This window comes from Agromyces sp. NPDC055658, from assembly GCF_053618155.1.
This window is the reverse complement of the sequence record NZ_JBSHHD010000047.1, coordinates 1-22,851: the sequence shown is the minus strand read 5'-3', so window position 1 is coordinate 22,851 and position 22,851 is coordinate 1. Positions and strand designations below refer to the sequence as shown.

The window sequence follows — 22,851 nt, the reverse complement described above, 5'->3', positions numbered from 1 at the left end:
GGCCCCGTTCGAGGTGCTGCGAGGTTACGGCTTTCCGCGCATGACGGCCTGCTTCACCTCGGCGATGGCCTTCGTGACCTCGATGCCGCGGGGGCACGCCTCGGTGCAGTTGAAGGTCGTGCGGCAGCGCCAGACCCCCTCCTTGTCGTTGAGGATGTCGAGGCGGGTCTGCGCGTTGTCGTCGCGAGAGTCGAAGATGAAGCGGTGCGCGTTCACGATCGCGGCCGGACCGAAGTACTGGCCGTCGGTCCAGAACACGGGGCACGACGAGGTGCACGCGGCGCAGAGGATGCACTTCGTGGTGTCGTCGAAGATCGCACGCTGGGCGACCGACTGCACGCGCTCCTTGCCCGGCTCGGGCGTCGAGGTCGCCACGAGGAACGGCTGCACCTCGCGGTAGCTCGCGAAGAACGGCTCCATGTCGACGATGAGGTCCTTCTCGAGCGGCAGGCCCTTGATCGCCTCGACGTAGATGGGCTTCGAGATGTCGAGGTCCTTGATGAGGGTCTTGCACGCGAGCCGGTTGCGGCCGTTGATGCGCATCGCGTCGGACCCGCAGATGCCGTGGGCGCACGAGCGGCGGAAGGTCAGCGAGCCGTCCTGCTCCCACTTGATCTTGTGCAGCGCGTCGAGCACGCGGTCGGTCGCGTACATCTCGACGTCGAAGTCCTGCCAGCGCGGCTCGGTGTCGACGTCGGGGTCGAAGCGGCGGATGAGGAAGGTGACGGTGAACGACTGGATCGCGTCGGACGCCGATGCGCCGGGCTGCTGTGCTTCGAGCGTGGCGGTGCTCACAATCAGTACTTCCTCTCCATCGGCTGGTAGCGCGTGATGACGACCGGCTTCCAGTCGAGCCGGATGTGGTCGCTCGCGTCGGACGAGTGCGCGTCGCCCGACAGGTAGGCCATCGTGTGCTGCATGAACTTCTCGTCGTCGCGGTTCGGGAAGTCGTCGCGCATGTGACCGCCACGGCTCTCCTCGCGGTTGCGGGCGCTCGTGACGACGACCTCGGCGAGGTCGAGCAGGAACCCGAGCTCGACGGCCTCGAGCAGGTCGGTGTTGAACCGCTTGCCCTTGTCCTGCACCGCGACGTTCTTGTAGCGCTCGCGGAGACCCGCGATGACACCGGCCGCGTGGGCGAGCGACTCGTCGGTGCGGAACACCTGGGCGTTGCGGTCCATCTCGTCCTGCAGCTCCTTGCGGATCGCGGCGATCCGCTCGGTGCCCGTCGAGTCGCGGAGGCCCACGAGCATGTCGCGGACGGCGGCAGCGGGATCATCCGGCAGCGGCAGGAAGTCGACGCCCGAGTTCACGTACTCGACCGCGTTGCGACCGGCGCGCTTGCCGAAGACGTTGATGTCGAGCAGCGAGTTCGTGCCGAGTCGGTTCGAGCCGTGCACCGAGACGCACGCGCACTCGCCGGCGGCGTACAGGCCCGGTACGACCGTGGTGTTGTCGCGCAGCACCTCGGCGTTGTTGTTGGTCGGGATGCCGCCCATCGCGTAGTGCGCGGTCGGCATGACGGGCACCGGCTCGTACACCGGGTCGACACCGAGATAGGTGCGGGCGAACTCGGTGATGTCTGGCAGCTTCGTCTCGAGCACCTCGGCGCCCAGGTGGGTGCAGTCGAGCAGCACGTAGTCCTTGTGCGGTCCGGCGCCGCGACCCTCAGCGACCTCCTGCACCATGCAGCGCGCGACGATGTCGCGGGGCGCCAGGTCCTTGATGGTGGGGGCGTAGCGCTCCATGAAGCGCTCGCCGCTCGCGTTGCGCAGGATCGCGCCCTCGCCGCGGGCGCCCTCGGTGAGGAGGATGCCGAGCCCGGCGAGCCCGGTCGGGTGGAACTGGAAGAACTCCATGTCCTCGAGCGGCAGGCCCTTGCGCCAGATGATGCCGACGCCGTCGCCCGTGAGGGTGTGCGCGTTCGACGTCGTCTTGAAGATCTTCCCGAAGCCGCCGGTGGCGAAGATGATCGCCTTCGCCTGGAAGACGTGCAGTTCGCCGGTCGCGAGCTCGTAGGCGACGACGCCCGACGGCTGGGCGACGCCGTCGACCTCGGTCATCACGACGTCGAGGGCGTAGTACTCGTTGTAGAACTCGATGCCGAGCTTGACGCAGTTCTGGAACAGCGTCTGCAGGATCATGTGACCGGTGCGGTCGGCCGCATAGCACGCGCGGCGCACCGGCGCCTTGCCGTGGTCGCGGGTGTGGCCGCCGAAGCGCCGCTGGTCGATCTTGCCCTCGGGCGTGCGGTTGAACGGCAGGCCCATGTTCTCGAGGTCGATGACCGCGTCGATCGCCTCTTTCGCGAGGATCTCGGCCGCGTCCTGGTCGACGAGGTAGTCGCCGCCCTTGACGGTGTCGAAGGTGTGCCACTCCCACGAGTCCTCTTCGACGTTCGCGAGCGCTGCGGCCATGCCGCCCTGCGCCGCGCCCGTGTGCGAGCGCGTCGGGTACAGCTTCGAGATGACGGCCGTCTTCGCGCCGGGGCCGGCCTCGATCGCGGCTCGCATGCCGGCGCCGCCGGCGCCGACGATCACGATGTCGTACTGGTGGTAGTGGACGCCGTCGATGACCTGGGTCTCGGCGTGGGTTTCGCTGGTCACGTGTCTCCTAGAGCGCGGCGCAGAAACTGGGGAGGAGGTCCGCCGGGGCGCCGGCGGGGCACGGGTCGAAGGTGAACACCACGAGCGTGCCGAGCACGATCAGCACTGCGGCCGCGGCGAACAGCGCGCCCTTCAGGAGCTTCTGCACCGTGCCGGGGTTCGTGTAGTCGTTCACGAGGGTGCGCATGCCGTTGGCGCCGTGGATGAGCGCGAGCCAGAGCATCAGCACGTCCCACCACTGCCAGAAGGGGTCGGCCCACTTGCCGCCGACGAAGCCGAAGTCGATGGCGTGGATGCCGTCGCCGAGCATGAGGTTCGTGAAGAGGTGCCCGAAGATGAGCACGAGCAGCAGCACGCCCGAGGCGCGCATGTAGATCCAGCCCCACTTCTCGAGGTTCGCGCCGCCCTTGCGGGCCGGTCGCGCCGGGGTGCGAGGAGCTTCGATGGTCGCAGTCATGTCGCTTCCCCTCAGTGTCCGAACACGTTCATCAGGTGGCGGGGCGTGAAGGCCAGCATCGTGACGGCCCAGAGGGCGACGACGACCCAGAACAGCACCTTCTGGTGGCGCGTTGCCCAGGCCCAGAAGTCGACCAGGATGATGCGCAGCCCGTTGTAGGCGTGGAACACGATCGCACCGACGAGGGCGACCTCGCCGAGCCCCATGATCGGCGTCTGGTACGCGCCGATGACCGTGTTGTAGGCCTCGGGGCTCACCCGCACGAGTGCCGTGTCGAGGATGTGCACGAGGAGGAAGAAGAAGATGGCGACACCTGTGATGCGGTGCAGCACCCATGACCACATACCCTCGTGGCCGCGATAGAGCGTGCCGCCCGGCTTCTGCTTCGCCGGCTTGTCGGGTGCGGTCAGGGTTCCTGCCGAGGTCTCTGGCATGAACAACCCTCCCTGGCTGTGTGAATCTCGTCCGGACATGCGGACGCAGGGGCACGACGGCCCGCTCCGAGTCTAGACCCGGCTCGCTCGCCATGCAGGTGAGGGCACCCTTAGCCGCTCGCCGCCGCGGCGAATCGGCGCCGGCCGGGTGCACGGCTATCCTGAGCGGATGACTCCCGAACCGCTCGAGGGCTTCTACACGATCATCCCGGCCGGGGGCGTGGGATCCAGGCTGTGGCCGCTCTCGCGCGCCGACGCGCCGAAGTTCCTGCACGACCTCACCGGCTCGGGGCAGACGCTCCTCAAGGACACGTGGGACCGCCTGGCCCCGCTCTCGGGCGACCAGCGCATCATGATCGTCACGGGCCGCGCGCATCGCGGCGCCGTCGAAGAGCAACTGCCCGACCTCGCCGACGCGAACATCGTGCTCGAATCCGAGCCGCGCGACTCGACGGCCGCGATCGGGCTCGCCGCGGCGATCCTCGAGCGCCGCGAGCCCGGGGTCGTCATCGGCTCCTTCGCCGCCGACCACGTCATCTCGGGCGACGCGCTCTTCCAGGCCGCGGTCACCGAGGCCGTCGCCGCGGCGAAGGCCGGGTACATCGCCACGATCGGCATCACGCCGACCGAGCCGGCGGTCGGCTTCGGCTACATCGAGTGCGGCGACCCGCTCGACATCCCGGGCACCGAGCACGCCGAGGCGGTGTCGAGCTTCGTCGAGAAGCCCGACCTCGCGACCGCGAAGCGCTACCTCTCGGGCGGCCGCCACCTCTGGAACGCGGGCATGTTCATCGCGCGCGCCGACCAGCTGCTCGCCGAGATCGCGCGCAACAAGCCCGAGCTGCACGCCGGACTCCTCGAACTCGCGGAGGCGTGGGACGACCCCGCCACCCGAGGCCCGGCGGTCGATCGGATCTGGCCGAAGCTCGAGAAGATCGCGATCGACTACTCCGTCGCCGAGCCGGCGGCCGCCGCGGGCCGGCTCGCCGTCATCCGCGGGCACTTCCAGTGGGACGACGTCGGCGACTTCGCCTCGCTCGCGAAGCTCAACACGGCAGGGCGGTCGGGCGAGCTCGCCATCCTCGGCGAGCACGCCCGGGTCCTCGCGGACGCCTCGAGCGGCATCGTCGTGAGCCGTTCGAAGCGGGTGATCAGTCTCATCGGCGTTCGCGATATCGTCGTGGTCGACACTCCCGACGCGCTGCTGGTCACCACGAGCGAGCACGCGCAGCGCGTGAAGGCGGTCGTCGACGCCCTGCGGCTCGGCGGCTCGAGCGACGTGCTCTGACCGAACGACATTCGACGGAGAGACAGGGTTCAGGATGCCTCGGACACAGCGCAGCATCGTCGTCGTCACGCTGGCCGTGGCATCCCTCGCCCTCGTCTCGTGCGCGACCGCGCCCGAGACCGGCCCCACCGACGCGGCGAGCGACGTCTGCGCGCGGATGGTGACGAACTCGGGAGGGCTCGAGGACCGTTCGTTCAACCAGTCGAGCTGGGAGGGCCTGCAGGCCGCAGAAGCGGAGTACGGCATCGAGGCCGAGGCGATCATCTCGACCGGCGAGACCGATCTCGCGCCGAACGTCGCCCAGGCGGTCGACTCGGACTGCGAGCTGATCGTCACCGTCGGCTGGGAGCTCGCCGAGCCCACGACCGACCAGGCGTCCAAGAATCCGGACCTCGACTTCGTGATCGTCGACGAGACGGTCGAGGGCGAGAACATCAAGCCCGTCGTCTTCGACACGGCGCAGGCGTCGTTCCTGGCCGGCTACCTCGCGGCAGGCGTCTCGAAGACGGGCGTCGTCGCGACGTTCGGCGGCGGCAACCAGCCGCCCGTCACGCTCTTCATGGACGGCTTCGTCGACGGCGTCGCGAAGTACAACGAGGTGCACGGCACGAAGGTGCGGGCGCTCGGCTGGGACAAGGCGAAGCAGGACGGCGCGTTCACGGGCGACTTCGAAGACGTCAACAAGGGCAAGACGCTCACGCAGGGCTTCATCGACCAGGGTGCCGACGTGATCCTGCCGGTGGCCGGACAGGTCGGCGAGGGGTCGGCAGCGGCGGCGCTCGAGCACGACGGGGTCTCGGTGATCTGGGTCGACAGCGACGGCTACGAGACGCTCTCCGCCGAGTACCGACCCGTGATCCTCACGAGCGTGCTGAAGAACACCCAGGACGCGATGGTCGAGATCGTCGGCGACGTCGTCGGCGACGAGTTCACGAACGACCCGTACATCGGCAGCCTCGCCAACGGCGGGGTAGAGATCGCCCCGTACCACGACCTCGCGCCCCTCGTGTCGGAGGAGCTCGACGCCGAGATCGAGGGGTTGCGCCAGGAGATCATCTCGGGCGACCTGGTGGTCGACTCCCCGAGCGCTCCGCAGCGGTCCTGACCCCCGGGTACCGCTTCACCCCCGTTCGCGGGGCAGATCACTTGCTCATATGAGCAGAATGTCGCGTATTCATAACCATTGACGATCGCGCGCCCCGGGAACGATCGCGCTCGACGAAACATTGGGTAACGTGACATCGATCAGCCCCCGCGAAGGTCGGGGTCTTGCGTCTTTGGAGGACACAGTGAAGGTCACGACCAAGAAGGCCGCGCTCGGCGGTCTCGCGCTGCTCGGCAGCAGCGCACTGCTGCTCGCGGGCTGCGCATCCGCGCCCTCGGAGGAGACTGCCGAACCGACTGCGCAGGCGATCGACGGCTTCCAGCCGTGCATGGTCTCCGACGCGGGCGGTTTCGACGACAAGTCCTTCAACCAGCTCGGATTCGAGGGCATCACGAAGGCCGCCGACGAGCTCGGCGTCGAGGCGATCACGGTCGAGTCGAAGGACGAGACCGAGTACGCCCCGAACCTCTCGAGCCTCGTCGACCAGGGCTGCTCCGTCATCGTGACCGTCGGCTTCGCGCTCTCGGCCGCCACGGTCGAGTCGGCACTGGCGAACCCCGACATCGAATACATCATCATCGACGACGCGGCCGACAACGACTTCGACGGCACCGTCGACTCGGAGAACATCAAGCCGATCCTCTTCGACACCGCCCAGGCCGCGTTCCTCGCGGGCTACGCGGGCGCCGACTTCTCGGAGACCGGCGTCGTCGGCACCTACGGCGGCATGAACTTCCCGACCGTGTCGATCTTCATGGACGGCTTCGCCCAGGGCGTCGACTACTACAACGGCGAGAAGGGCACCGACGTCAAGGTCGTCGGCTGGGACCGCGCCAAGCAGGACGGCTCCTTCACCGGCGGCTTCGAGGCGAACGACCAGGCCCGCCAGACCGCGCAGGCGCTCATCGACCAGAACATCGACGTGCTGCTGCCCGTCGGCGGCCCGATCTACCAGTCGGGCGCGGCCGCCGTGCGCGACTCGGGCCGTGACATCGCGATGCTCGGCGTCGACGCCGACCTCACGCAGACCGACCCCTCGGTCGCCGACTTGATCCTCACCTCGATCCTCAAGGGCATCGACGTGGCGACCTACGACTCGGTGCTCGCCGCCGGCACCGGCGAATTCGACCCGGCCCCGTACGTCGGCACGCTCGAGAACGAGGGCGTCGGCATCGCGCCGTTCCACGACTTCGAGTCGAAGGTCTCGCCCGAGCTCCAGGGCGAGCTCGACGACCTGAAGGCCGCCATCATCTCGGGTGACGTTCCCGTCGAGTCGTACCTCTCGGCGCAGGAGTAGCTCGTGACCGCCTGATCGGGGAGGCCGGTTCGCCGGCCTCCCCGATCTGCGTTCCACCGGTCGCGCGCTTTCGCGCCGGCCGCAACATCTGAGCGGCCCGCGATCCGGGCCGCCGACATCCGCGCAGCATCTGCTGCAGATGCAGCGCGCTCACTAGGATTCTGAACATGAAGCTCGAACTTCGCGATATCACGAAGCGGTTCGGCAGCCTGGTCGCGAACGACCATATCGACCTCACCGTGGAGGCCGGAGAGATCCACTGCCTGCTCGGCGAGAACGGTGCGGGCAAGTCGACGCTGATGAACGTGCTCTACGGCCTGTACCAGGCCGACGAGGGCGAGATCCTCCTCAATGACGAGGTGCAGCACTTCTCCGGGCCCGGCGACGCGATGGCCGCCGGCATCGGCATGGTGCACCAGCACTTCATGCTCATCCCCGTGTTCACGGTCGCCGAGAACGTCATGCTCGGCCACGAGGCCACCAAGGGCGGCGGGTTCCTCGACCTCGACGCCGCCCGTCGCCGGGTGCGCGAGATCAGCGAGCGCTTCGGGTTCGACGTCGACCCCGACGCGCTCGTCGACGACCTCCCCGTCGGGGTGCAGCAGCGGGTCGAGATCATCAAGGCGCTCTCGCGCGACGCGAAGGTGCTCGTGTTCGACGAGCCGACCGCGGTGCTCACCCCGCAGGAGACCGACGAGCTGATGCAGATCATGCGGCAGCTCAAGGCCTCCGGCACGTCGATCGTCTTCATCACCCACAAGCTGCGCGAGGTGCGCGAGGTCGCCGACCGGATCACCGTCATCCGGCTGGGGAAGGTCGTCGGCGAGGCATCCCCGACCGCCTCGAACACCGAGCTCGCCTCGCTCATGGTGGGGCGTGCGGTCGAACTGACCGTGCACAAGGACGCGCCGAAGCTCGGCGAGGCGGCGCTCGTCGTCCAGGGCCTCACCGTCATCGACCACATCGGCCAACTCGTCGTCAACGACGTGAGCTTCGAGGTGCGCCGGGGCGAGATCCTCGCCGTCGCGGGCGTGCAGGGCAACGGCCAGACCGAGCTCACCGAGGCGCTCCTCGGACTGCAGCCGCGGGTGCGCGGCTCGATCGCGCTCGACGGCATCGAGCTCACGACCGAGAGCGTCCGCAAGATCCTCGACTCCGGCGTCGGCTTCGTTCCCGAAGACCGCAACGAAGACGGCCTCGTCGGCGAGTTCACGATCGCCGAGAACCTCATGCTCGACCGTTCCGACAGCGCGCCGTTCGTCAAGGCGGGCACCATCCAGCGCGGCGTCCTCGCCGACTTCGCGCGCGACCGGGTCAAGGAGTTCGACGTCCGCACGCAGGGCATCGACGAGAAGGTGCGGCAGCTCTCGGGCGGCAACGCGCAGAAGGTCGTGCTCGCGCGCGAGCTCAGCCGTGAGCTCAGGCTGCTCGTCGCCGCCCAGCCCACGCGCGGCGTCGACGTGGGGTCGATCGAGTTCATCCACAAGCGCATCGTCGAGACCCGCGACCGCGGCGTGCCCGTCGTCGTCGTGTCGACCGAGCTCGACGAGGTCGCCGCACTCGCCGACCGGATCATGGTGATGTATCGCGGCAAGGTCGTCGGCATCGTGCCGGGCGACACCCCGCGCGACGTGCTCGGCCTCATGATGGCCGGCGAACAGCCCGCAGAAGGAGCCGCAGCATGAGCGACGCGCAGAGCCCGCACGGCACGCCGCAGACCACCTCGCCCGTCGCCGACGCGACGCCGACCGGCACGACCCCGCGCGACACGTCGACCGTGCCGGCCCAGGTGCCCGAACCGTCGCGATGGCACACGATGTGGCAGCAGATCGTCACGGGCAACGCGCTCATCTCGGTGCTCTCGGTCGTACTCGCGCTCATCGTCGGCGCGATCATGATCGCCTTCACCGACGAGAACGTGCAGCAGGCGAGCGCCTACTTCTTCGCCCGGCCTGGCGACACGCTCATCGCCGTCTGGGACTCGGTCTCCGGAGCCTACGTGGCGCTCTTCCAGGGGTCGGTGTACAACTTCCGGCGCGACAGCTTCGTCGACGGCATCAAGCCGCTGACCGACACGCTCACCTTCGCCACCCCGCTCATCGCGGGCGGTCTCGGCGTCGGGCTCGCGTTCCGCGTCGGCATGTTCAACATCGGTGGTCGCGGCCAGATGCTGATCGCCGCCTCGGTCGCCGGCTGGCTCGCCTTCGGCTTCGACCTGCCGTGGGGCCTGCACATGCTCGTCGCGCTCATCGGCGGCCTGCTCGGCGGCGCCCTGTGGGGCGGCATCGCCGGCCTCCTGAAGGCGCGCACGGGCGCGCACGAGGTCATCGTGACGATCATGCTCAACTTCGTCGCCTTCTACCTGGTGTCCTGGATGCTTCGTACGCCGGGCCTCCTTCAGGCTCCCGGTTCGTCGAACCCGAAGACGCCGCCGATGGCGGAGACTGCACAGTTCCCGAAGCTGTTCCAGTGGATGGGGTTGCCGTACAACCTGCACTTCGGCTTCATCCTCGCGCTCGCCGCGACGGTGCTCGTGTGGTGGATCCTCAGCCGTTCGAGCCTCGGCTTCCGCTTCCGGGCCGTCGGCGAGAACCCGAACGCCGCGCGCGTCGCCGGCATCAACGTGCCGTCGATGTACGTCTACGCGATGCTCATCTCGGGTGCACTGCTCGGCCTCGCCGGCGTGAGCCAGGTGCTCGGCACGGTCACTACTGGCTTCACCGCCGGGATCGACGCGGGCGTCGGCTTCGACGCGATCACCGTGGCGCTGCTCGGCCGCTCCTCGCCGTGGGGCATCTTCCTCGCGGGCATCCTGTTCGGTGCGTTCAAGGCCGGCGGCTACTCGATGCAGGCCGCCGAGGGCGTGCCCGTCGACATCGTGCTCGTGGTGCAGTCGCTCATCGTGCTGTTCATCGCTGCGCCGCCGCTCGTGCGCACCATCTTCCGCCTGCCCGACCCATCCCGCGGGCCGAAACGACCGCGCCCGATCGTCACGAAGGAGGTGACGGCGAAGTGAGCACCGTCACCGAGCACCAGAAGGTCGCGCCGCCGCCCGACGCCCTCGCCAAGACCGTCGTCGTGAGCTGGAAGGCGCCGATCGCCTACGGCATCTTCACGCTCCTCGCCCTCGCGCTCGCGGTGTTCGCTCCGCCCGTCGGCGACACCACCTACCGGCTGGTCGCATCCGACAAGGACGCGATCAAGGTCGCCGACATCTCGGTGCCGGCCATGCCCGCGCTGTGGGCGGTCGTCGTCCTCCTCGCCGTCATCACGGTCGTGTCCGTCTGGCTGGTCGCCTCGAAGCGCCGGGTGCCGCTCTGGCTCACCGTCGTGTACGCGGTGCTGGTCCTCTTCGGCTTCCTGACCTGGGCCGGCGCGGGGGCGACCCTCCCGATGATCGGCCTGCTCTTCGGCGCGCTCAGCCTCTCCGTGCCGCTGATCTTCGGTGCGCTCACCGGCGTGCTCGGCGAGCGGGTCGGCATCATCAACATCGCGATCGAGGGTCAGCTGCTCGCCGGGGCCTTCACCTCGGCGGTGACCGCGTCGGTCGTCACCTCGTCGACGGGCGTCGTCTGGATCGGCCTGCTCGCGGGCGTGGTGGGCGCGATGATCGCGGGCATGCTCGTCGGCATGGTGCTCGCGGCGTTCTCGATCAAGTACTTCGTCGACCAGGTGATCGTCGGCGTCGTGCTCAACGTGCTCGTCCTGGGCCTCACGAACTTCTTCTTCTCGCAGGTGCTCTCGAACAACGCCGCCGTGCTGAACTCGCCGCCGAGGTTCCCGAGGCTGCCGATCCCGCTGCTCAGCGACATCCCCGTCATCGGCCCGGTCTTCTTCCGCCAGACGCTCGTCGTGTACATCATGTACATCACGGTCGCGGCGGTCTACGTCGGGCTCTTCCACACGCGCTGGGGCCTCCGCCTCCGCGCGGTGGGCGAGCACCCGCAGGCGGCCGACACGGTCGGCATCAACGTCAACCGCACCCGGTTCTGGAACGTCGCCTTCGCCGGCGCCATCGCGGGCTTCGGCGGCATCTTCTTCACCCTCGGCTCGGGTATCGCCTTCAACAAGGAGATGACCGCCGGCATGGGCTTCATCGCCCTCGCCGCCGTCATCTTCGGCGGCTGGGACCCGATCCGAGCCACGCTGGCCGCGCTCCTGTTCGGCTTCGCGTCGAACCTGCAGAACACGCTCTCGGTGATCGGCTCGCCCGTGCCGAGCGAGTTCATGCTCATGCTGCCGTACGTGGTCACGATCATCGCGGTGGCCGGACTCGTCGGCAAGGTGCGCGGGCCTGCTGCGGCGGGCAAGCCGTACATCAAATCCTGACCGGACGCCTCGGGGCCGGCCCGGCCCCGAGGCATCCGTCACCCATCTCGAACCGGGGGAGCAGCATGACCGCCACCGACGTGATCGACTGGGCCGACCTGCGCGAGCGCGCACGCGAGGCCATGGCCAAGGCGTACGTGCCGTACTCCGAGTTCCCCGTCGGAGCGGCGGCCGTCGTCGACGACGGCCGCATCGTGAGCGGCTGCAACGTCGAGAACGCCTCGTACGGCGTGACGCTGTGCGCCGAGTGCTCGCTCGTGTCGGCACTCGTGATGTCGGGCGGCGGCAAGCTCGTCGCGTTCACGTGCGTCGACGGGCACGGGGCGACGCTCATGCCCTGCGGTCGCTGCCGCCAACTGCTCTACGAGCACTCAGCCGAGGGCATGGTGCTCGACACCGTCTCCGGCTTCAAGACCATCGACGAGGTGCTGCCCGACGCATTCGGGCCGCGCCAGCTCGCCGAATTCCGAGGAGAATCATGACCGACGCCGCCATCGAACCGTTCGACGCGGTCGACCTCATCCGCGCGAAGCGCGATCGCCGCGAGCTGACGACCGACGAGATCTCCTGGCTCGTCGACGCCTACACCCGCGGGTACGTCGCCGACGAGCAGATGTCGGCGATGACGATGGCGATCTTCCTCAACGGCATGGGCCGGCGTGAGATCCGCGACATGACGATGGCGATGATCGCCTCGGGCGAGCGCATGGACTTCTCGGGCCTCGGCAAGCCGACGAGCGACAAGCACTCCACGGGCGGCGTCGGCGACAAGATCACGCTGCCGCTCATGCCCCTCGTCGCGACCTTCGGCGTCGCGGTGCCGCAGCTCTCGGGCCGCGGCCTCGGCCACACCGGCGGCACGCTCGACAAGCTCGAGTCGATCCCGGGCTGGCGCGCCGACCTCACGAACGACGAGATGTTCGCGCAGTTGCGCGACGTGGGCGGCGTCATCTGCGCCGCCGGCGCCGGGCTCGCGCCCGCCGACAAGAAGCTGTACGCGCTGCGCGACATCACCGGCACGGTCGAGGCGATCCCGCTCATCGCCTCGTCGATCATGTCGAAGAAGATCGCCGAGGGCACGGGTGCGCTCGTGCTCGACGTGAAGTTCGGGTCGGGTGCGTTCCTGCAGGACATCGAGCGCTCGCGCGAGCTGGCCCGCACCATGGTCGAGCTCGGGGAGGACGCCGGCGTCGCCACGAGCGCCCTCATCACGAACATGAACGTGCCGCTCGGCCTCACGATCGGCAATGCCAACGAGGTGCGCGAGTCGGTCGAGGTGCTCGCGGGCGGCGGCCCCGCCGACGTGCGCGAGCTGACGGTCGAACTCGCCCGCGAGATGCTCGCGCTCGCGGGCCGCGACGGCGACGACGTCGAGGCCGCACTCGACGACGGTCGCGCGATGGACACCTGGCGCCGATCGATCGTCGCCCAGGGCGGCGACCCCGATGCGCCGCTGCCCGTCTCGCGCGAGCAGCACGTCGTCACCGCCGACCGCGACGGCGTGCTCGTCGCCCAGGAGGCGCTGCCGTTCGGCATCGCAGCCTGGCGCCTCGGCGCGGGCCGCGCGCGCAAGGAGGACCCGGTGCACCACGCCGCTGGCATCGACCTGCACGCGAAGCCCGGCGACGCGGTGCGCGCGGGACAGCCGCTGTTCACGCTCCACGCCGACGAGCCCGCGCGCTTCGAACGCGCCCTCGCGGCGGTCGAGGGCGCCTGGCGCATCGGCGACGAGGGCGACCCGATCGACGACGGCGGGCCGCTCATCGCCGACCGCATCGGGCGCTGAGCCCCTCGGGCGATCGGGTAGCGGAGCGGCTCGAGATCCCAGCTTCGAGATTGCCGAGACTTCGCGGCAGCCGCGCCGCTATCGTTGTCTCGTGAACACGATTCCGACCGAGTACCGCCTCGAGGGCGACGGCACGAACATCCAGGCGCTGCCGAAGATCTCGCTCCACGATCATCTCGACGGCGGCCTGCGCCCGCAGACCCTCATCGAGCTCGCCGACGAGCTCGGTCTCGAGGTGCCCGCCGCCGATGAGGAGTCGCTCGCGACGTGGTTCACCGACCAGTCGAACTCGGGTTCGCTCGTCGAATACCTGAAGACCTTCGACCTCACCACCGCGGTCATGCAGACCCGGGCGGGGCTCACGCGCGTCGCACGCGAGTTCGTGCAGGACCTGGCGGCCGACGGCGTCGTCTACGGCGAGATCCGCTGGGCGCCCGAACAGCACCTCACCCGTGGTCTCACGCTCGACGAGGCCGTCGAGGCGGTGCAGGCCGGCCTCGAGCAGGGTGCCGACGACGTGCGGCACCAGGGCGGAGCCATCCGCACCGGACAGCTCGTCACCGCGATGCGCCACGCCGACCGCGGCCTCGAGATCGCCGAGCTGGCCGTGCGGCACCGCGACCGCGGCGTCGTCGGATTCGACATCGCCGGCGCCGAAGCGGGCTTCCCGCCGAGCCGGCACCGCACCGCGTTCGACTACCTCGCGAGCCAGTTCATGCCCGTCACCGTGCACGCCGGCGAGGCCGACGGGCTCGAGTCGATCCGCGGAGCGCTGCTCGACGGCCGCGCGCTGCGGCTCGGGCACGGCGTGCGCCTCGCCGAAGACCTGGTGATCGAGCGTCAGGACGACGAGAACACCTACGTCTCGCTCGGCCCGGTCGCGCAGTGGGTGCGCGACCGCGAGATCGCCCTCGAGACGAGCCCGTCGTCGAACCTGCAGACCGGTGCGATCGCGGCCTGGGGCGACGAGCTCATCGATCACCCGTTCGACCTGCTGTACCAGCTGGGCTTCCGGGTGACGGTCAACACCGACAACCGCCTGCAGTCGGGCACGAGCCTCACCCGCGAGCTCGCGCTGCTGAGCGACGCGTTCGGCTACGACCTCGACGACCTCGAGACCTTCCAGCTCAACGCCGCAGCCGCGGCCTTCCTGCCGCTCGACGATCGCGACGAACTCGCCGAGCTCATCCAAGACGGCTTCGACGAAGCCTGACGACGAGCCCTGCGGCCGGATGCCTCGAGCCTCCGCCGTCCGCCCGCCGCCCCCGAACGGACCCGAGATGAACCTCCCACCGCTGCCCGACGACGCCGTCGTCATCGGCGCGCACGCATCCGACTGGCGAGCCGCCGTCCGTGAGGCCGGCCGCGCTCTCACCCGGTCGGGTTCGACGCGCGCCGAGTACGCCGACCGCATGGTCGCCGTCATCGAGGAGTTCGGTGCCTACGTCGTGATCGCCCCGGGCCTCGCGCTCGCGCACGCGCGCCCCGGCCCCGACGTGCGACGCGAGGGCATCGCGGTGGTGACGCTCGCCGAGCCCGTGCCGTTCGGCCACCCGCACAACGATCCCGTGCGCGTCGTCGTCGGGCTCGCCGTGTCGAACGCCGAAGAGCACGTCGCCTCGGTCGCGACGCTCGCGAACGTCTTCAACGACCCGCACGCCGTCGGTCGCATCGCCCGCGCGGGCGACGCCGCCGAGGTGCGCGGGCTGCTCGGCCTCGAGGCCGCCGCGTGAAGATCGTGGCCGTGTGCGGTGCCGGCATCGGCACCTCGGCGATCCTGAAGGTGAACGCCGAGCGGGCCCTCGAGCGGCTCGAGCTGTCGGCCGCTGTCGACGCGAGCGATCTCGCCGGCGTCGCCGTCGCGGCGGCCGATGCGCAGGTCATCCTCACCTCGACCGAGCTGTCGGGTGCGGTGCGCGAGGCGATCGGTCGCAGCTACACCGAGGTCGTCGAAGTCGTGAACTACTTCGACGTCGACGAGATCACGCGGCTGCTCGAGCGCTCGCTCGGCTGAGGCACGCGGTCGCTCCGGCGGTGCCGCCTGCGCGCTCGTCGCGCAACTGCGTGCCCGTCCCAGCGCATCGAGCGTGCACTCACCGCCCGCTTCAGGGCGAGGAGTGCACGCTCGAAGCGCTGTGGCGAGCCGCACTCCTCGAGTGTCGTCGGCGAGGGGACGTCGACCACCGCATGCTCGACGAGGTGGGGCCTCAGGCGACGAGCTCGCGCATGCCCGCCTCGAGGGCGGCGATCGTCGCCGTCGCCGCGGCGCGGCGGTCGGCGACCGTGCCCCGGTCGGACACGGCGTCGAGATAGACCTTGAGCTTCGGCTCGGTGCCGCTCGGGCGCACCATCACCCGCGAACCGCCCTCGAGCACGATGCGCAGCACGTCCGACGGCGGCAGGTCGCCGAACCCGTCGGCGAGGTCCTCGATGCGCTCGACCTGGATGCCGCCGACCGACGCCGGCGGTTCGGCGCGCAGGCGCGCCATGACGGCGCCGATGCGCGAGAGGTCGGTGACGCGGATCGACACCTGGCCCGAGGCATGGCAGCCGAACTTCTCGACGAAGTCGTCGAGGTGGTCGGCGACCGTCTTTCCGGCGGCCTTCAGCTCGGCGGCGAGCGAGAGGAACGCGACCGCTGCCGAGATGCCGTCCTTGTCGCGCACGACGTCGGGATTCACGAGATAGCCGAGCGCCTCCTCGAAGCCGAACACGAGGCCCGGTGCCCGCGAGATCCACTTGAAGCCGGTGAGCGTCGCCTCGAAGTCGAGCCCGTAGGCGCGGGCGACGGCCTCCAGCCCGGGGGAGGAGACGATCGAGCACGCGAGCGCGCCGTTCGGCCCGCCTTCGCCGGTGGCGGCATCGGCGGCACGGCGTGCGGCGAGCCATCCGAGCGTGAGGCCGACCTCGTTGCCGGTAAGGCGGCGGTAGCCGACGCCGTCGGGCGCCGTCGGGTCGGGGATCGCGATCGCGAGCCGATCGGCGTCGGGGTCGTTCGCGACGATGAGCTCGGCGCCGACGGCGCGGGCGCGCTCGAACGACAGGTCCATCGCGCCCGGCTCCTCGGGGTTCGGGAACGAGACGGTCGGGAACGCCGCGTCGGGGGCGATCTGCGCCTCGACGAGCGTGGGGGCGTCGAAGCCCGCGGCCTCGAGCACGCGCGACGCCGTCTCCCATCCGACGCCGTGCATGGCCGTGTAGACGACGCGGGGCTGCGCGGCCGGCGTGCCGGGGGAGGCGCTCGCGGCCGTCCGCCGCACGTACTCGTCGACGACCGACTCTGGGGCGAGCTCGAACGCTCCGCGAGGCAGCGCGGGCACCGTCGTCGCCGACGCGACGCTCAGGATGTGCGCCGCGATCTCGGCGTCGGCCGGCGCGACGATCTGGGACCCGTGGTTCGAGCCGCCGAGGTACACCTTGTAGCCGTTGTCGTTCGGCGGGTTGTGCGAGGCCGTCACCATGACGCCCGCCGAGGTGTCGAGATGGCGCACCGCGAAGGCGAGCACGGGGGTCGGCAGCAGGCGCGGCAGCAGCACGGCGCGCACGCCGGCGCCGGCGAAGACCTCGGCCGAGTCGCGGGCGAACACGTCGGAGTTCTTGCGGCCGTCGTAGCCGATCACGACCGACGGGGTCGTGCCGGGCTCGGCCCGCTCGAGCAGGTACGACGCGAGGCCCGCCGCGGCCTGCGACACGAGCACGCGGTTCATGCGGTTCGGTCCCGCGGCGATCTCACCGCGCAGTCCCGCGGTGCCGAAGGCGAGCCGGGAGTCGAAGCGGTCGGCGAGGTCGGCCGCGGCCGCGGCGTCGCCGCCGCGCACGGCCTCGACGATCGCGGCGAGCTCGGCGCGGGTCTCGGGGTCGGGGTCCTGCGCGATCCACGCCTCGGCGAGGGCGACGCGCTCGGCGTCGCGAGGGTCGAATTCGTGCGACATCCGTCGTCGTCCTTCCTGCGGTTCCTGCGCTGGGCCTAGAGCGAGGCGACGATCTTCGCGAGCAGGGCGCTGATCACGGGCTCGGCGGCCTGGCCGGCCTCGATGACCTCCTGGTGGCTGAGCGGCGTCTGCTGGATACCGGCCGCGAGGTTCGTGATGAGCGACATGCCGAGCACCTCCATGCCCGACTGGCGCGCGGCGATGGCCTCGAGCGCGGTCGACATGCCGACGATGTGCCCGCCGATGGCCTTCGCCATCTGCACCTCGGCGGGAGTCTCGTAGTGGGGGCCGGTGAACTGGCAGTAGACGCCCTCGTCGAGCGTCGGGTCGATCGAGTGCGCGAGGTCGCGCAGCCGCTGGGAGTAGAGGTCGGTGAGGTCGACGAACGTCGCGCCCTCGAGCGGCGAGTCGGCCGTGAGGTTGATGTGATCGCTGATGAGCACGGGCGTGCCGGGCTTCCAGTGCTCCTTGATGCCGCCGGCGCCGTTCGTGAGGATCATCGTCGTGGCACCCGTCGCGGCCGCCGTGCGCACCGAGTGCACGACCCGGCGCACGCCGTGGCGCTCGTAGTAGTGGGTGCGGGCGCCGATGACCAGCGCGCGCTTGCCGGTCGGCAGCAGCACCGAGCGAAGCGTGCCGACGTGGCCCTCGACGGCGGGCTTCGAGAAGCCGGGCACGTCGGTCGCGGCGATCGTGTGCGTCGTCTCGCCGATGAGCTCCGCGGCCTTGCCCCAGCCCGAACCGAGCGTGAGGGCGATGTCGTGCCGCTCGACCCCGGTCAGGGCGGCGATCTGCGCCGCAGCCTCACGGGCGATGGCGAAGGGGTCAGCTGAGGGCGCGTCGAGCGGGTTGGCATCGTGCATCCCACCACTCTAGAACCCACCGGATGCTTCGGGCACGGCGCCGCTCATGTGCTGGCCGGGCACGCGGAACTGACAGAATATGAGCATGGCCTACGAGTTCGAGCGCACGCAACGGATCGCCGTCCTCGGAGGGGGGCCCGGCGGGTACGAAGCCGCACTCGCCGCGGCGCAGCTCGGGGCCGAGGTCACCCTGGTCGAGCGTGCGGGCGTGGGCGGTTCGGCCGTGCTCACCGACGTCGTGCCCTCGAAGTCGCTCATCGCCACGGCGGAGGCGTCGAACGCGGTGAAGGAGGCGGCCGACCTCGGCGTGCAGTTCTACGCCAAGGGCGAGGCCGACAAGGCCGTGAAGCCCCAGGTCGCGATCAACCTCGCCGCCGTGAACAAGCGGCTGCTCGGCCTCGCGGCGCAGCAGTCCGAAGACATGCGCTCGAACCTGCTCGAGGCCGGCGTGCACCTCGTGCACGGCGAGGGTCGCCTCGACGGTCCGAACGCCGTGATCGTCGCGACCGCCAAGGGCGGCACCGACTTCGACCGCATCGAGGCCGACACGCTCGTGCTCTCGGTCGGCGCGACGCCGCGCGTGCTGCCGACCGCGGTGCCCGACGGCGAGCGCATCCTCACGTGGACCCAGCTCTACTCGCTCCAGCAGGTGCCCGAGCACCTCATCGTCGTGGGCTCCGGCGTCACGGGCGCCGAGTTCGCCTCGGCGTACCGCGCCCTCGGGGCGAAGGTCACGCTCATCTCGAGCCGGGACCAGGTGCTGCCCGGGGAGGACGCCGACGCGGCATCCGTCATCGAGAAGGTGTTCAAGCGCAACGGCATGAAGGTGCTGAACAAGTCGCGGGCCGAGTCGGTCGTGCGCGACGGCGACGGCGTCGTCGCGACGCTGTCCGACGGACGCCAGGTGCAGGGCTCGCACTGCCTCATGGCGGTCGGATCGGTGCCGAACACCCGTGACCTCGGCCTCGAGGAGGCGGGCGTGCAGCTCGCCGAGTCGGGGCACATCCGGGTCAACCGGGTCGCGCGCACGTCGATGCCGAACATCTACGCCGCCGGCGACTGCACGACCTTCATGCCGCTCGCCTCGGTCGCCTCGATGCAGGGGCGCACGGCCGTGTTCCACGCGATGGGCGACGTCGTGAACCCGCCCGAGAACCGCAACATCACCTCGAACATCTTCACGCAGCCCGAGATCGCGACCGTCGGCTGGACCGAGAAGGAGATCGAGGAGGGCGTCGTGCCGGGCGTCGTCTACAAGCTGCCGCTCTCGTCGAACCCGCGGGCGAAGATGATGGGCATCCGCGAGGGCTTCGTGAAGCTCTTCGCCTCGAGCGGTTCGGGCTCGATCATCGGCGGCGTCATCGTCGCGCCGAAGGCGTCGGAGCTCATCTTCCCGCTCGCGCTCGCCGTCGAGCACCGGCTCACGGTCGACCAGTTCGCCGAGGCGTTCCCGGTGTACCCGTCGCTGTCGGGCTCGCTCACCGACGCCGCGCGGGCCATGCACATCGTGCGCTGACGCGCGCGTCCCGACGCCCCGCCCGCACCCACCCGGGCGTACGCTGGGCACACGCAGCGCCGCGCCCGCGGCGCGATGACCGCTTGGGGGAGCGATGAACCTGCGCGTGAAATCGGTCGAGGCCTCGATCGCCGACTCGAGCGACGAGAGCCGCAGCCTCAAACGCTCGCTCGGCACCTGGGACCTCGCGCTCATGGGCATCGCCGTCGCGGTCGGGGCTGGCATCTTCTCGGTCGGGGCGCAGGCCGCGGCGAACTACGCCGGCCCGAGCGTGATCCTCTCGTTCGTGCTCGCTGCGATCACGTGCGGGCTCGCGATCATGTGCTACGCGGAGTTCGCCTCGACGGTGCCCGTCGCGGGCAGCGCGTACACCTTCACGTACGCCACGATGGGCGAGCTCCTCGCGTGGATCATCGGCTGGGACCTCATTCTCGAGATGTTCACGGCCGCCGCCGTGCTCGCGAAGTACTGGGGCGTGTACCTCTCCGAGGCGCTGCTCGCCTTCGGCGTGCCGTTCCCGGCGACCCTCTCCATCGGCGGGGTCGAGGTCAGCTGGCCGGCATTCCTCATCGTCGCGGTCTTCACCGTCCTGCTCGTCGCCGGGACGAAGCTCACGGCGCGCGTCGGCGCCGTGTTCACGCTCATCAAGGTCGCGATCGTGCTCTTCGTGATCGTCGTGGGCTTCTTCTTCGTGCAGGCCTCGAACTTCACGCCCTTCATCCCCGAGGCGGTGCCGACGACCGGCGGTGCCGAGGATGCCTGGACGCAGTCGCTTTTCGCCTGGCTCACGGGTGCCGCGCCGGCGCAGTACGGCGTGTTCGGCATGCTCGCCGCGGCCTCCCTCGTCTTCTTCGCCTTCATCGGGTTCGACGTCGTCGCCACGAGTGCCGAGGAGGTGCGCGAGCCCCAGAAGCGGCTGCCGCGCGGCATCTTCCTCGGCCTCGGCATCGTGACCCTGCTCTACGTGCTCGTCTCGATCGTGATGACGGGCATGGTGTCGTACACCGAGCTCGCCGCGGAGGAGACGCCGTCGCTCGCGACCGCGTTCCGGCTGGTCGGGCAGGACTGGGCGTCGGCCGTCATCTCGCTCGGCGCGCTCGCCGGCCTCACGACGGTCATCATGGTGCTGCTGCTCGGCCTCTCGCGCATCGTGTTCGCGATGAGCCGCGACGGGCTGCTGCCGCGATGGCTGTCGAAGACGACCGAGCACACGAAGACGCCCGCCCGTATCCAGATCATCGGCGGCACCGTGGTCGCGCTCGTCGCCGCCTTCACCGATGTGGGGCTCCTCGAGGAGATGATCAACATCGGTACGCTGTCGGCCTTCGTGCTCGTGTCGGTCGGCATCGTCGTGCTGCGTCGCACCCGGCCCGACCTGCCGCGCGGGTTCCGCGTGCCGTTGTCTCCGGTGCTTCCGATCCTGTCGGCCGCGCTCTGCGTCTGGCTCATGCTCAACCTCACGACGCTCACCTGGGTGCGCTTCCTCGTCTGGCTCGCGCTCGGCGTCGTCATCTACCTGCTCTACGGTCGGCGTCGCTCTCGGCTCGCCGGCGAGCGGGTCAGCGAGGTCGAGCTGCCGACGGCCCAGGGAACCTGACGGGTCGCTGCTCCACTCCGATCCTGTCAACAGCGTTGACATCGATGTTCACCCGTCGATAGTCTCCGAATCATCCAGCGTCGATCGGGCGATGACGCCGCGACCGACCCACCGGTGACGACGAGGTTCCAGGAGGCGGAGATGACCGCGACACGCGCGACGGGCACGACGACGACCACGGCCGGCGGGGGAGGTGTCACGCGACGGGCCGTGCTCGGGATCGGCGCAGCAGGCGTGGCCGGTGCGGCGACCGTCGCGCTCACCGCTGGCGCTCGCCGGCCGGTCGGCACGGGCTCCGACCACCGCATGTGGGATGCGATCGTGCTCGGTGCCGGCGCATCCGGGCTCGGCGCCGCACGCACGCTCGCCGACGCGGGACGCAGCGTGCTCGTGCTCGAGGCGCGCGACCGGATCGGCGGGCGCATGTGGACCGATCGCACGACCATGTCCATCCCGATCGAGCGCGGTGCGGAGCTCGTGCACGGCAGCCGGGCCTCGACCTGGGACCTCATCGAGGCGGAGGGCATCACGACCCGGCGCCAGCAGTCGATCTGGGGCCGGCTCGCGCCCGGTACGCCGTGGCTCGACGGCACGACGTACGCGTCGTTGAAGTTCCCGCTCGGTGCGCCGGTCGGCCCGCTGCCCGAGCCGGCCGACGGCGAGACGGCGCACGCCTGGCTCGAGCGCGTCGGCATCCCGCGCGAGAACTACCCCATCCTGCTCGCCGCGATCGAGGTCGACTCCGAGCAGTTCGACGTGCTGCCGGCAGCGTGGGTCGTCGACACGGTCGCGTGGGCGATCGCCGAACAGGACGTCCCGGCGTCGACGCCGTTCCCGGATCCCTACGACGATCACCGTGTGATCGGCGGCTACGACCAGGTGCTCAGGCCGCTCGCGGCCGGGCTGCCGATCCGGCTCGGCGCGCGGGTGCACACGGTCGAGCATCGGGCCGGCCGCGTCGACGTGCACACGAGTCGCGGCAGCTACCAGGCGAAGACGCTCGTCGTGGCGTTGCCGGGCGGCGTACTGAAGCACGGCGACGTGACCTTCGACCCGCCGCTGCCCGCCGACCGTCGCGACGGGCTCCAGGAGATCGAGTACCTGCCGGTGTTCAAGGGCATCCTGGAGTTCGCGGCGCCGGTGGTGCCGCCGGGCCACCCGGTCGCGCGGCAGTGGGACGTCATGACGACCTTCTCGAAGCGCCCGCCGAGCCTCTGGAACGCCTCACTCGGAACGCCCGGCTATCACGGGGAGATCGCGGTCGCGTGGGCGACCGGCGGTGTCGCGCAGGATCTGCTCGACCTGCCCGAGGCCGAGCGGCTCGCGGCGGCGCTCGACAACGTGCGGACCGCCGTCGGCGACCAGGGGTTGCAGGCCGTCAACGCCTCGACCTACGACTGGTCGAAGGACGAGTTCGCCCGGGGCGCCTACCCCGGCCCGTTCTCGCGACGCACCGGGCTCAACGGGCCGATCGACGACACGGTCTTCTGGGCCGGCATGGTGACGAGCACGATCCACTCGTCGCGCAACTCGGGCATCACGGCGGCGAAGCAGGCGCTCGCCGCGCTCGCACTCCGCTGAGGGTCCGTGCCGTGCCGGCACTCCCCGGACGGACGAACGGGATGCCGCGAGCGATGAGCT

20 protein-coding genes are annotated in these 22,851 nt (G+C 70.2%); 14 read left to right on the top strand and 6 right to left on the bottom strand.

Annotation, left to right across the window (positions count from 1 at the left end):
• Positions 1–24 precede the first annotated feature (24 nt).
• The 4 genes from ACWGPE_RS17135 to sdhC are packed head-to-tail and all read right to left on the bottom strand — an operon-like array spanning position 25 to position 3,497.
• Positions 25–795 carry a succinate dehydrogenase iron-sulfur subunit gene (locus ACWGPE_RS17135; RefSeq protein WP_452049147.1) on the bottom strand — a complete coding sequence of 257 codons (771 nt, stop codon included), beginning with the start codon at positions 793–795 and terminating at the stop codon, positions 25–27.
• Positions 796–797: 2 nt separating this feature from the next.
• A complete protein-coding gene (sdhA, locus tag ACWGPE_RS17130; protein ID WP_231431639.1) occupies positions 798–2,606 on the bottom strand; it encodes a succinate dehydrogenase flavoprotein subunit in 1,809 nt (602 codons plus the stop codon).
• A gap of 7 nt (positions 2,607–2,613) precedes the next feature.
• Positions 2,614–3,063: a succinate dehydrogenase hydrophobic membrane anchor subunit gene (locus ACWGPE_RS17125; RefSeq protein WP_231431638.1), complete on the bottom strand. Its 450-nt coding sequence runs from the start codon at positions 3,061–3,063 to the stop codon at positions 2,614–2,616.
• 11 nt (positions 3,064–3,074) lie between these two features.
• Positions 3,075–3,497, bottom strand: coding sequence for a succinate dehydrogenase, cytochrome b556 subunit (gene sdhC / locus ACWGPE_RS17120; RefSeq protein ID WP_231431637.1), 423 nt, complete (start codon positions 3,495–3,497; stop codon positions 3,075–3,077).
• Between the two features lie 169 nt (positions 3,498–3,666).
• On the opposite strand from sdhC, the gene ACWGPE_RS17115 reads away from it, so the two are divergent.
• The 11 genes from ACWGPE_RS17115 to ACWGPE_RS17065 all read left to right on the top strand — a co-directional run bounded on the left by ACWGPE_RS17115 (position 3,667) and on the right by ACWGPE_RS17065 (position 15,316).
• A complete protein-coding gene (locus tag ACWGPE_RS17115) occupies positions 3,667–4,785 on the top strand; it encodes a mannose-1-phosphate guanylyltransferase (RefSeq protein WP_231431636.1) in 1,119 nt (372 codons plus the stop codon).
• Positions 4,786–4,819: 34 nt separating this feature from the next.
• Positions 4,820–5,890, top strand: coding sequence for a BMP family lipoprotein (locus ACWGPE_RS17110; protein WP_452049146.1), 1,071 nt, complete (start codon positions 4,820–4,822; stop codon positions 5,888–5,890).
• Positions 5,891–6,074: 184 nt separating this feature from the next.
• Positions 6,075–7,187 carry a BMP family lipoprotein gene (locus tag ACWGPE_RS17105; RefSeq protein ID WP_231431634.1) on the top strand — a complete coding sequence of 371 codons (1,113 nt, stop codon included), beginning with the start codon at positions 6,075–6,077 and terminating at the stop codon, positions 7,185–7,187.
• A 167-nt stretch (positions 7,188–7,354) separates the two neighbouring features.
• Positions 7,355–8,872, top strand: a complete 1,518-nt coding sequence (locus ACWGPE_RS17100) for an ABC transporter ATP-binding protein (RefSeq protein WP_231431633.1) — start codon at positions 7,355–7,357, stop codon at positions 8,870–8,872.
• Positions 8,869–10,203, top strand: coding sequence for an ABC transporter permease (locus ACWGPE_RS17095; RefSeq protein ID WP_231431632.1), 1,335 nt, complete (start codon positions 8,869–8,871; stop codon positions 10,201–10,203). Before ACWGPE_RS17100 ends, ACWGPE_RS17095 begins: the two co-directional genes overlap by 4 nt.
• Positions 10,200–11,516 (top strand): ABC transporter permease, encoded by a 1,317-nt coding sequence (locus ACWGPE_RS17090; RefSeq protein WP_231431631.1) that lies wholly within the window; start codon positions 10,200–10,202, stop codon positions 11,514–11,516. The genes ACWGPE_RS17095 and ACWGPE_RS17090 overlap by 4 nt, the downstream gene beginning before the upstream one ends.
• 65 nt (positions 11,517–11,581) lie before the next feature.
• Positions 11,582–11,998, top strand: a complete 417-nt coding sequence (locus ACWGPE_RS17085; protein WP_244854905.1) for a cytidine deaminase — start codon at positions 11,582–11,584, stop codon at positions 11,996–11,998.
• Positions 11,995–13,302 carry a thymidine phosphorylase gene (locus ACWGPE_RS17080; protein WP_231431629.1) on the top strand — a complete coding sequence of 436 codons (1,308 nt, stop codon included), beginning with the start codon at positions 11,995–11,997 and terminating at the stop codon, positions 13,300–13,302. The genes ACWGPE_RS17085 and ACWGPE_RS17080 overlap by 4 nt, the downstream gene beginning before the upstream one ends.
• A 100-nt stretch (positions 13,303–13,402) precedes the next feature.
• Positions 13,403–14,515: an adenosine deaminase gene (locus ACWGPE_RS17075; RefSeq protein ID WP_420831084.1), complete on the top strand. Its 1,113-nt coding sequence runs from the start codon at positions 13,403–13,405 to the stop codon at positions 14,513–14,515.
• 67 nt (positions 14,516–14,582) lie between these two features.
• Positions 14,583–15,035 (top strand): PTS sugar transporter subunit IIA, encoded by a 453-nt coding sequence (locus ACWGPE_RS17070; protein ID WP_231431627.1) that lies wholly within the window; start codon positions 14,583–14,585, stop codon positions 15,033–15,035.
• Complete coding sequence (locus ACWGPE_RS17065) at positions 15,032–15,316, top strand: PTS sugar transporter subunit IIB (protein ID WP_452049145.1); 285 nt, start codon at positions 15,032–15,034, stop codon at positions 15,314–15,316. The genes ACWGPE_RS17070 and ACWGPE_RS17065 overlap by 4 nt, the downstream gene beginning before the upstream one ends.
• Positions 15,317–15,509: 193 nt before the next feature.
• Here ACWGPE_RS17065 and ACWGPE_RS17060 read toward each other — a convergent pair whose 3' ends face one another.
• Together ACWGPE_RS17060 and ACWGPE_RS17055 are read right to left on the bottom strand one after the other, a co-directional pair.
• Positions 15,510–17,234 carry a phospho-sugar mutase gene (locus ACWGPE_RS17060; protein WP_452049144.1) on the bottom strand — a complete coding sequence of 575 codons (1,725 nt, stop codon included), beginning with the start codon at positions 17,232–17,234 and terminating at the stop codon, positions 15,510–15,512.
• A gap of 35 nt (positions 17,235–17,269) precedes the next feature.
• Positions 17,270–18,097, bottom strand: coding sequence for a purine-nucleoside phosphorylase (locus ACWGPE_RS17055; RefSeq protein ID WP_231431624.1), 828 nt, complete (start codon positions 18,095–18,097; stop codon positions 17,270–17,272).
• An 85-nt stretch (positions 18,098–18,182) separates the two neighbouring features.
• Here ACWGPE_RS17055 and ACWGPE_RS17050 point away from each other — a divergent pair, with 85 nt between their 5' ends.
• The 3 genes from ACWGPE_RS17050 (at position 18,183) to ACWGPE_RS17040 (ending at position 22,791) form a co-directional block, all read left to right on the top strand.
• Complete coding sequence (locus ACWGPE_RS17050; protein WP_231431623.1) at positions 18,183–19,613, top strand: NAD(P)H-quinone dehydrogenase; 1,431 nt, start codon at positions 18,183–18,185, stop codon at positions 19,611–19,613.
• A 94-nt stretch (positions 19,614–19,707) separates the two neighbouring features.
• Complete coding sequence (locus tag ACWGPE_RS17045; protein ID WP_231431622.1) at positions 19,708–21,210, top strand: amino acid permease; 1,503 nt, start codon at positions 19,708–19,710, stop codon at positions 21,208–21,210.
• 141 nt (positions 21,211–21,351) lie between these two features.
• The gene (locus ACWGPE_RS17040) at positions 21,352–22,791 is read left to right on the top strand and encodes a flavin monoamine oxidase family protein (RefSeq protein WP_452049143.1); all 1,440 of its coding nucleotides are present in this window, start codon (positions 21,352–21,354) and stop codon (positions 22,789–22,791) included.
• Positions 22,792–22,851 lie beyond the last annotated feature (60 nt).

What these genes read in the sequence shown, in the direction of transcription:
- ACWGPE_RS17125 (WP_231431638.1), bottom strand. Translation starts at nt 3,063, where the DNA reads ATGACTGCGACCATCGAAGCTCCTCGCACCCCGGCGCGACCGGCCCGC.
- sdhC (WP_231431637.1), bottom strand. Translation starts at nt 3,497, where the DNA reads ATGCCAGAGACCTCGGCAGGAACCCTGACCGCACCCGACAAGCCGGCG.
- ACWGPE_RS17115 (WP_231431636.1), top strand. Translation starts at nt 3,667, where the DNA reads ATGACTCCCGAACCGCTCGAGGGCTTCTACACGATCATCCCGGCCGGG.
- ACWGPE_RS17110 (WP_452049146.1), top strand. Translation starts at nt 4,820, where the DNA reads ATGCCTCGGACACAGCGCAGCATCGTCGTCGTCACGCTGGCCGTGGCA.
- ACWGPE_RS17100 (WP_231431633.1), top strand. Translation starts at nt 7,355, where the DNA reads ATGAAGCTCGAACTTCGCGATATCACGAAGCGGTTCGGCAGCCTGGTC.
- ACWGPE_RS17095 (WP_231431632.1), top strand. Translation starts at nt 8,869, where the DNA reads ATGAGCGACGCGCAGAGCCCGCACGGCACGCCGCAGACCACCTCGCCC.
- ACWGPE_RS17085 (WP_244854905.1), top strand. Translation starts at nt 11,582, where the DNA reads ATGACCGCCACCGACGTGATCGACTGGGCCGACCTGCGCGAGCGCGCA.
- ACWGPE_RS17080 (WP_231431629.1), top strand. Translation starts at nt 11,995, where the DNA reads ATGACCGACGCCGCCATCGAACCGTTCGACGCGGTCGACCTCATCCGC.
- ACWGPE_RS17070 (WP_231431627.1), top strand. Translation starts at nt 14,583, where the DNA reads ATGAACCTCCCACCGCTGCCCGACGACGCCGTCGTCATCGGCGCGCAC.
- ACWGPE_RS17060 (WP_452049144.1), bottom strand. Translation starts at nt 17,234, where the DNA reads ATGTCGCACGAATTCGACCCTCGCGACGCCGAGCGCGTCGCCCTCGCC.
- ACWGPE_RS17055 (WP_231431624.1), bottom strand. Translation starts at nt 18,097, where the DNA reads ATGCACGATGCCAACCCGCTCGACGCGCCCTCAGCTGACCCCTTCGCC.
- ACWGPE_RS17050 (WP_231431623.1), top strand. Translation starts at nt 18,183, where the DNA reads ATGGCCTACGAGTTCGAGCGCACGCAACGGATCGCCGTCCTCGGAGGG.
- ACWGPE_RS17045 (WP_231431622.1), top strand. Translation starts at nt 19,708, where the DNA reads ATGAACCTGCGCGTGAAATCGGTCGAGGCCTCGATCGCCGACTCGAGC.
- ACWGPE_RS17040 (WP_452049143.1), top strand. Translation starts at nt 21,352, where the DNA reads ATGACCGCGACACGCGCGACGGGCACGACGACGACCACGGCCGGCGGG.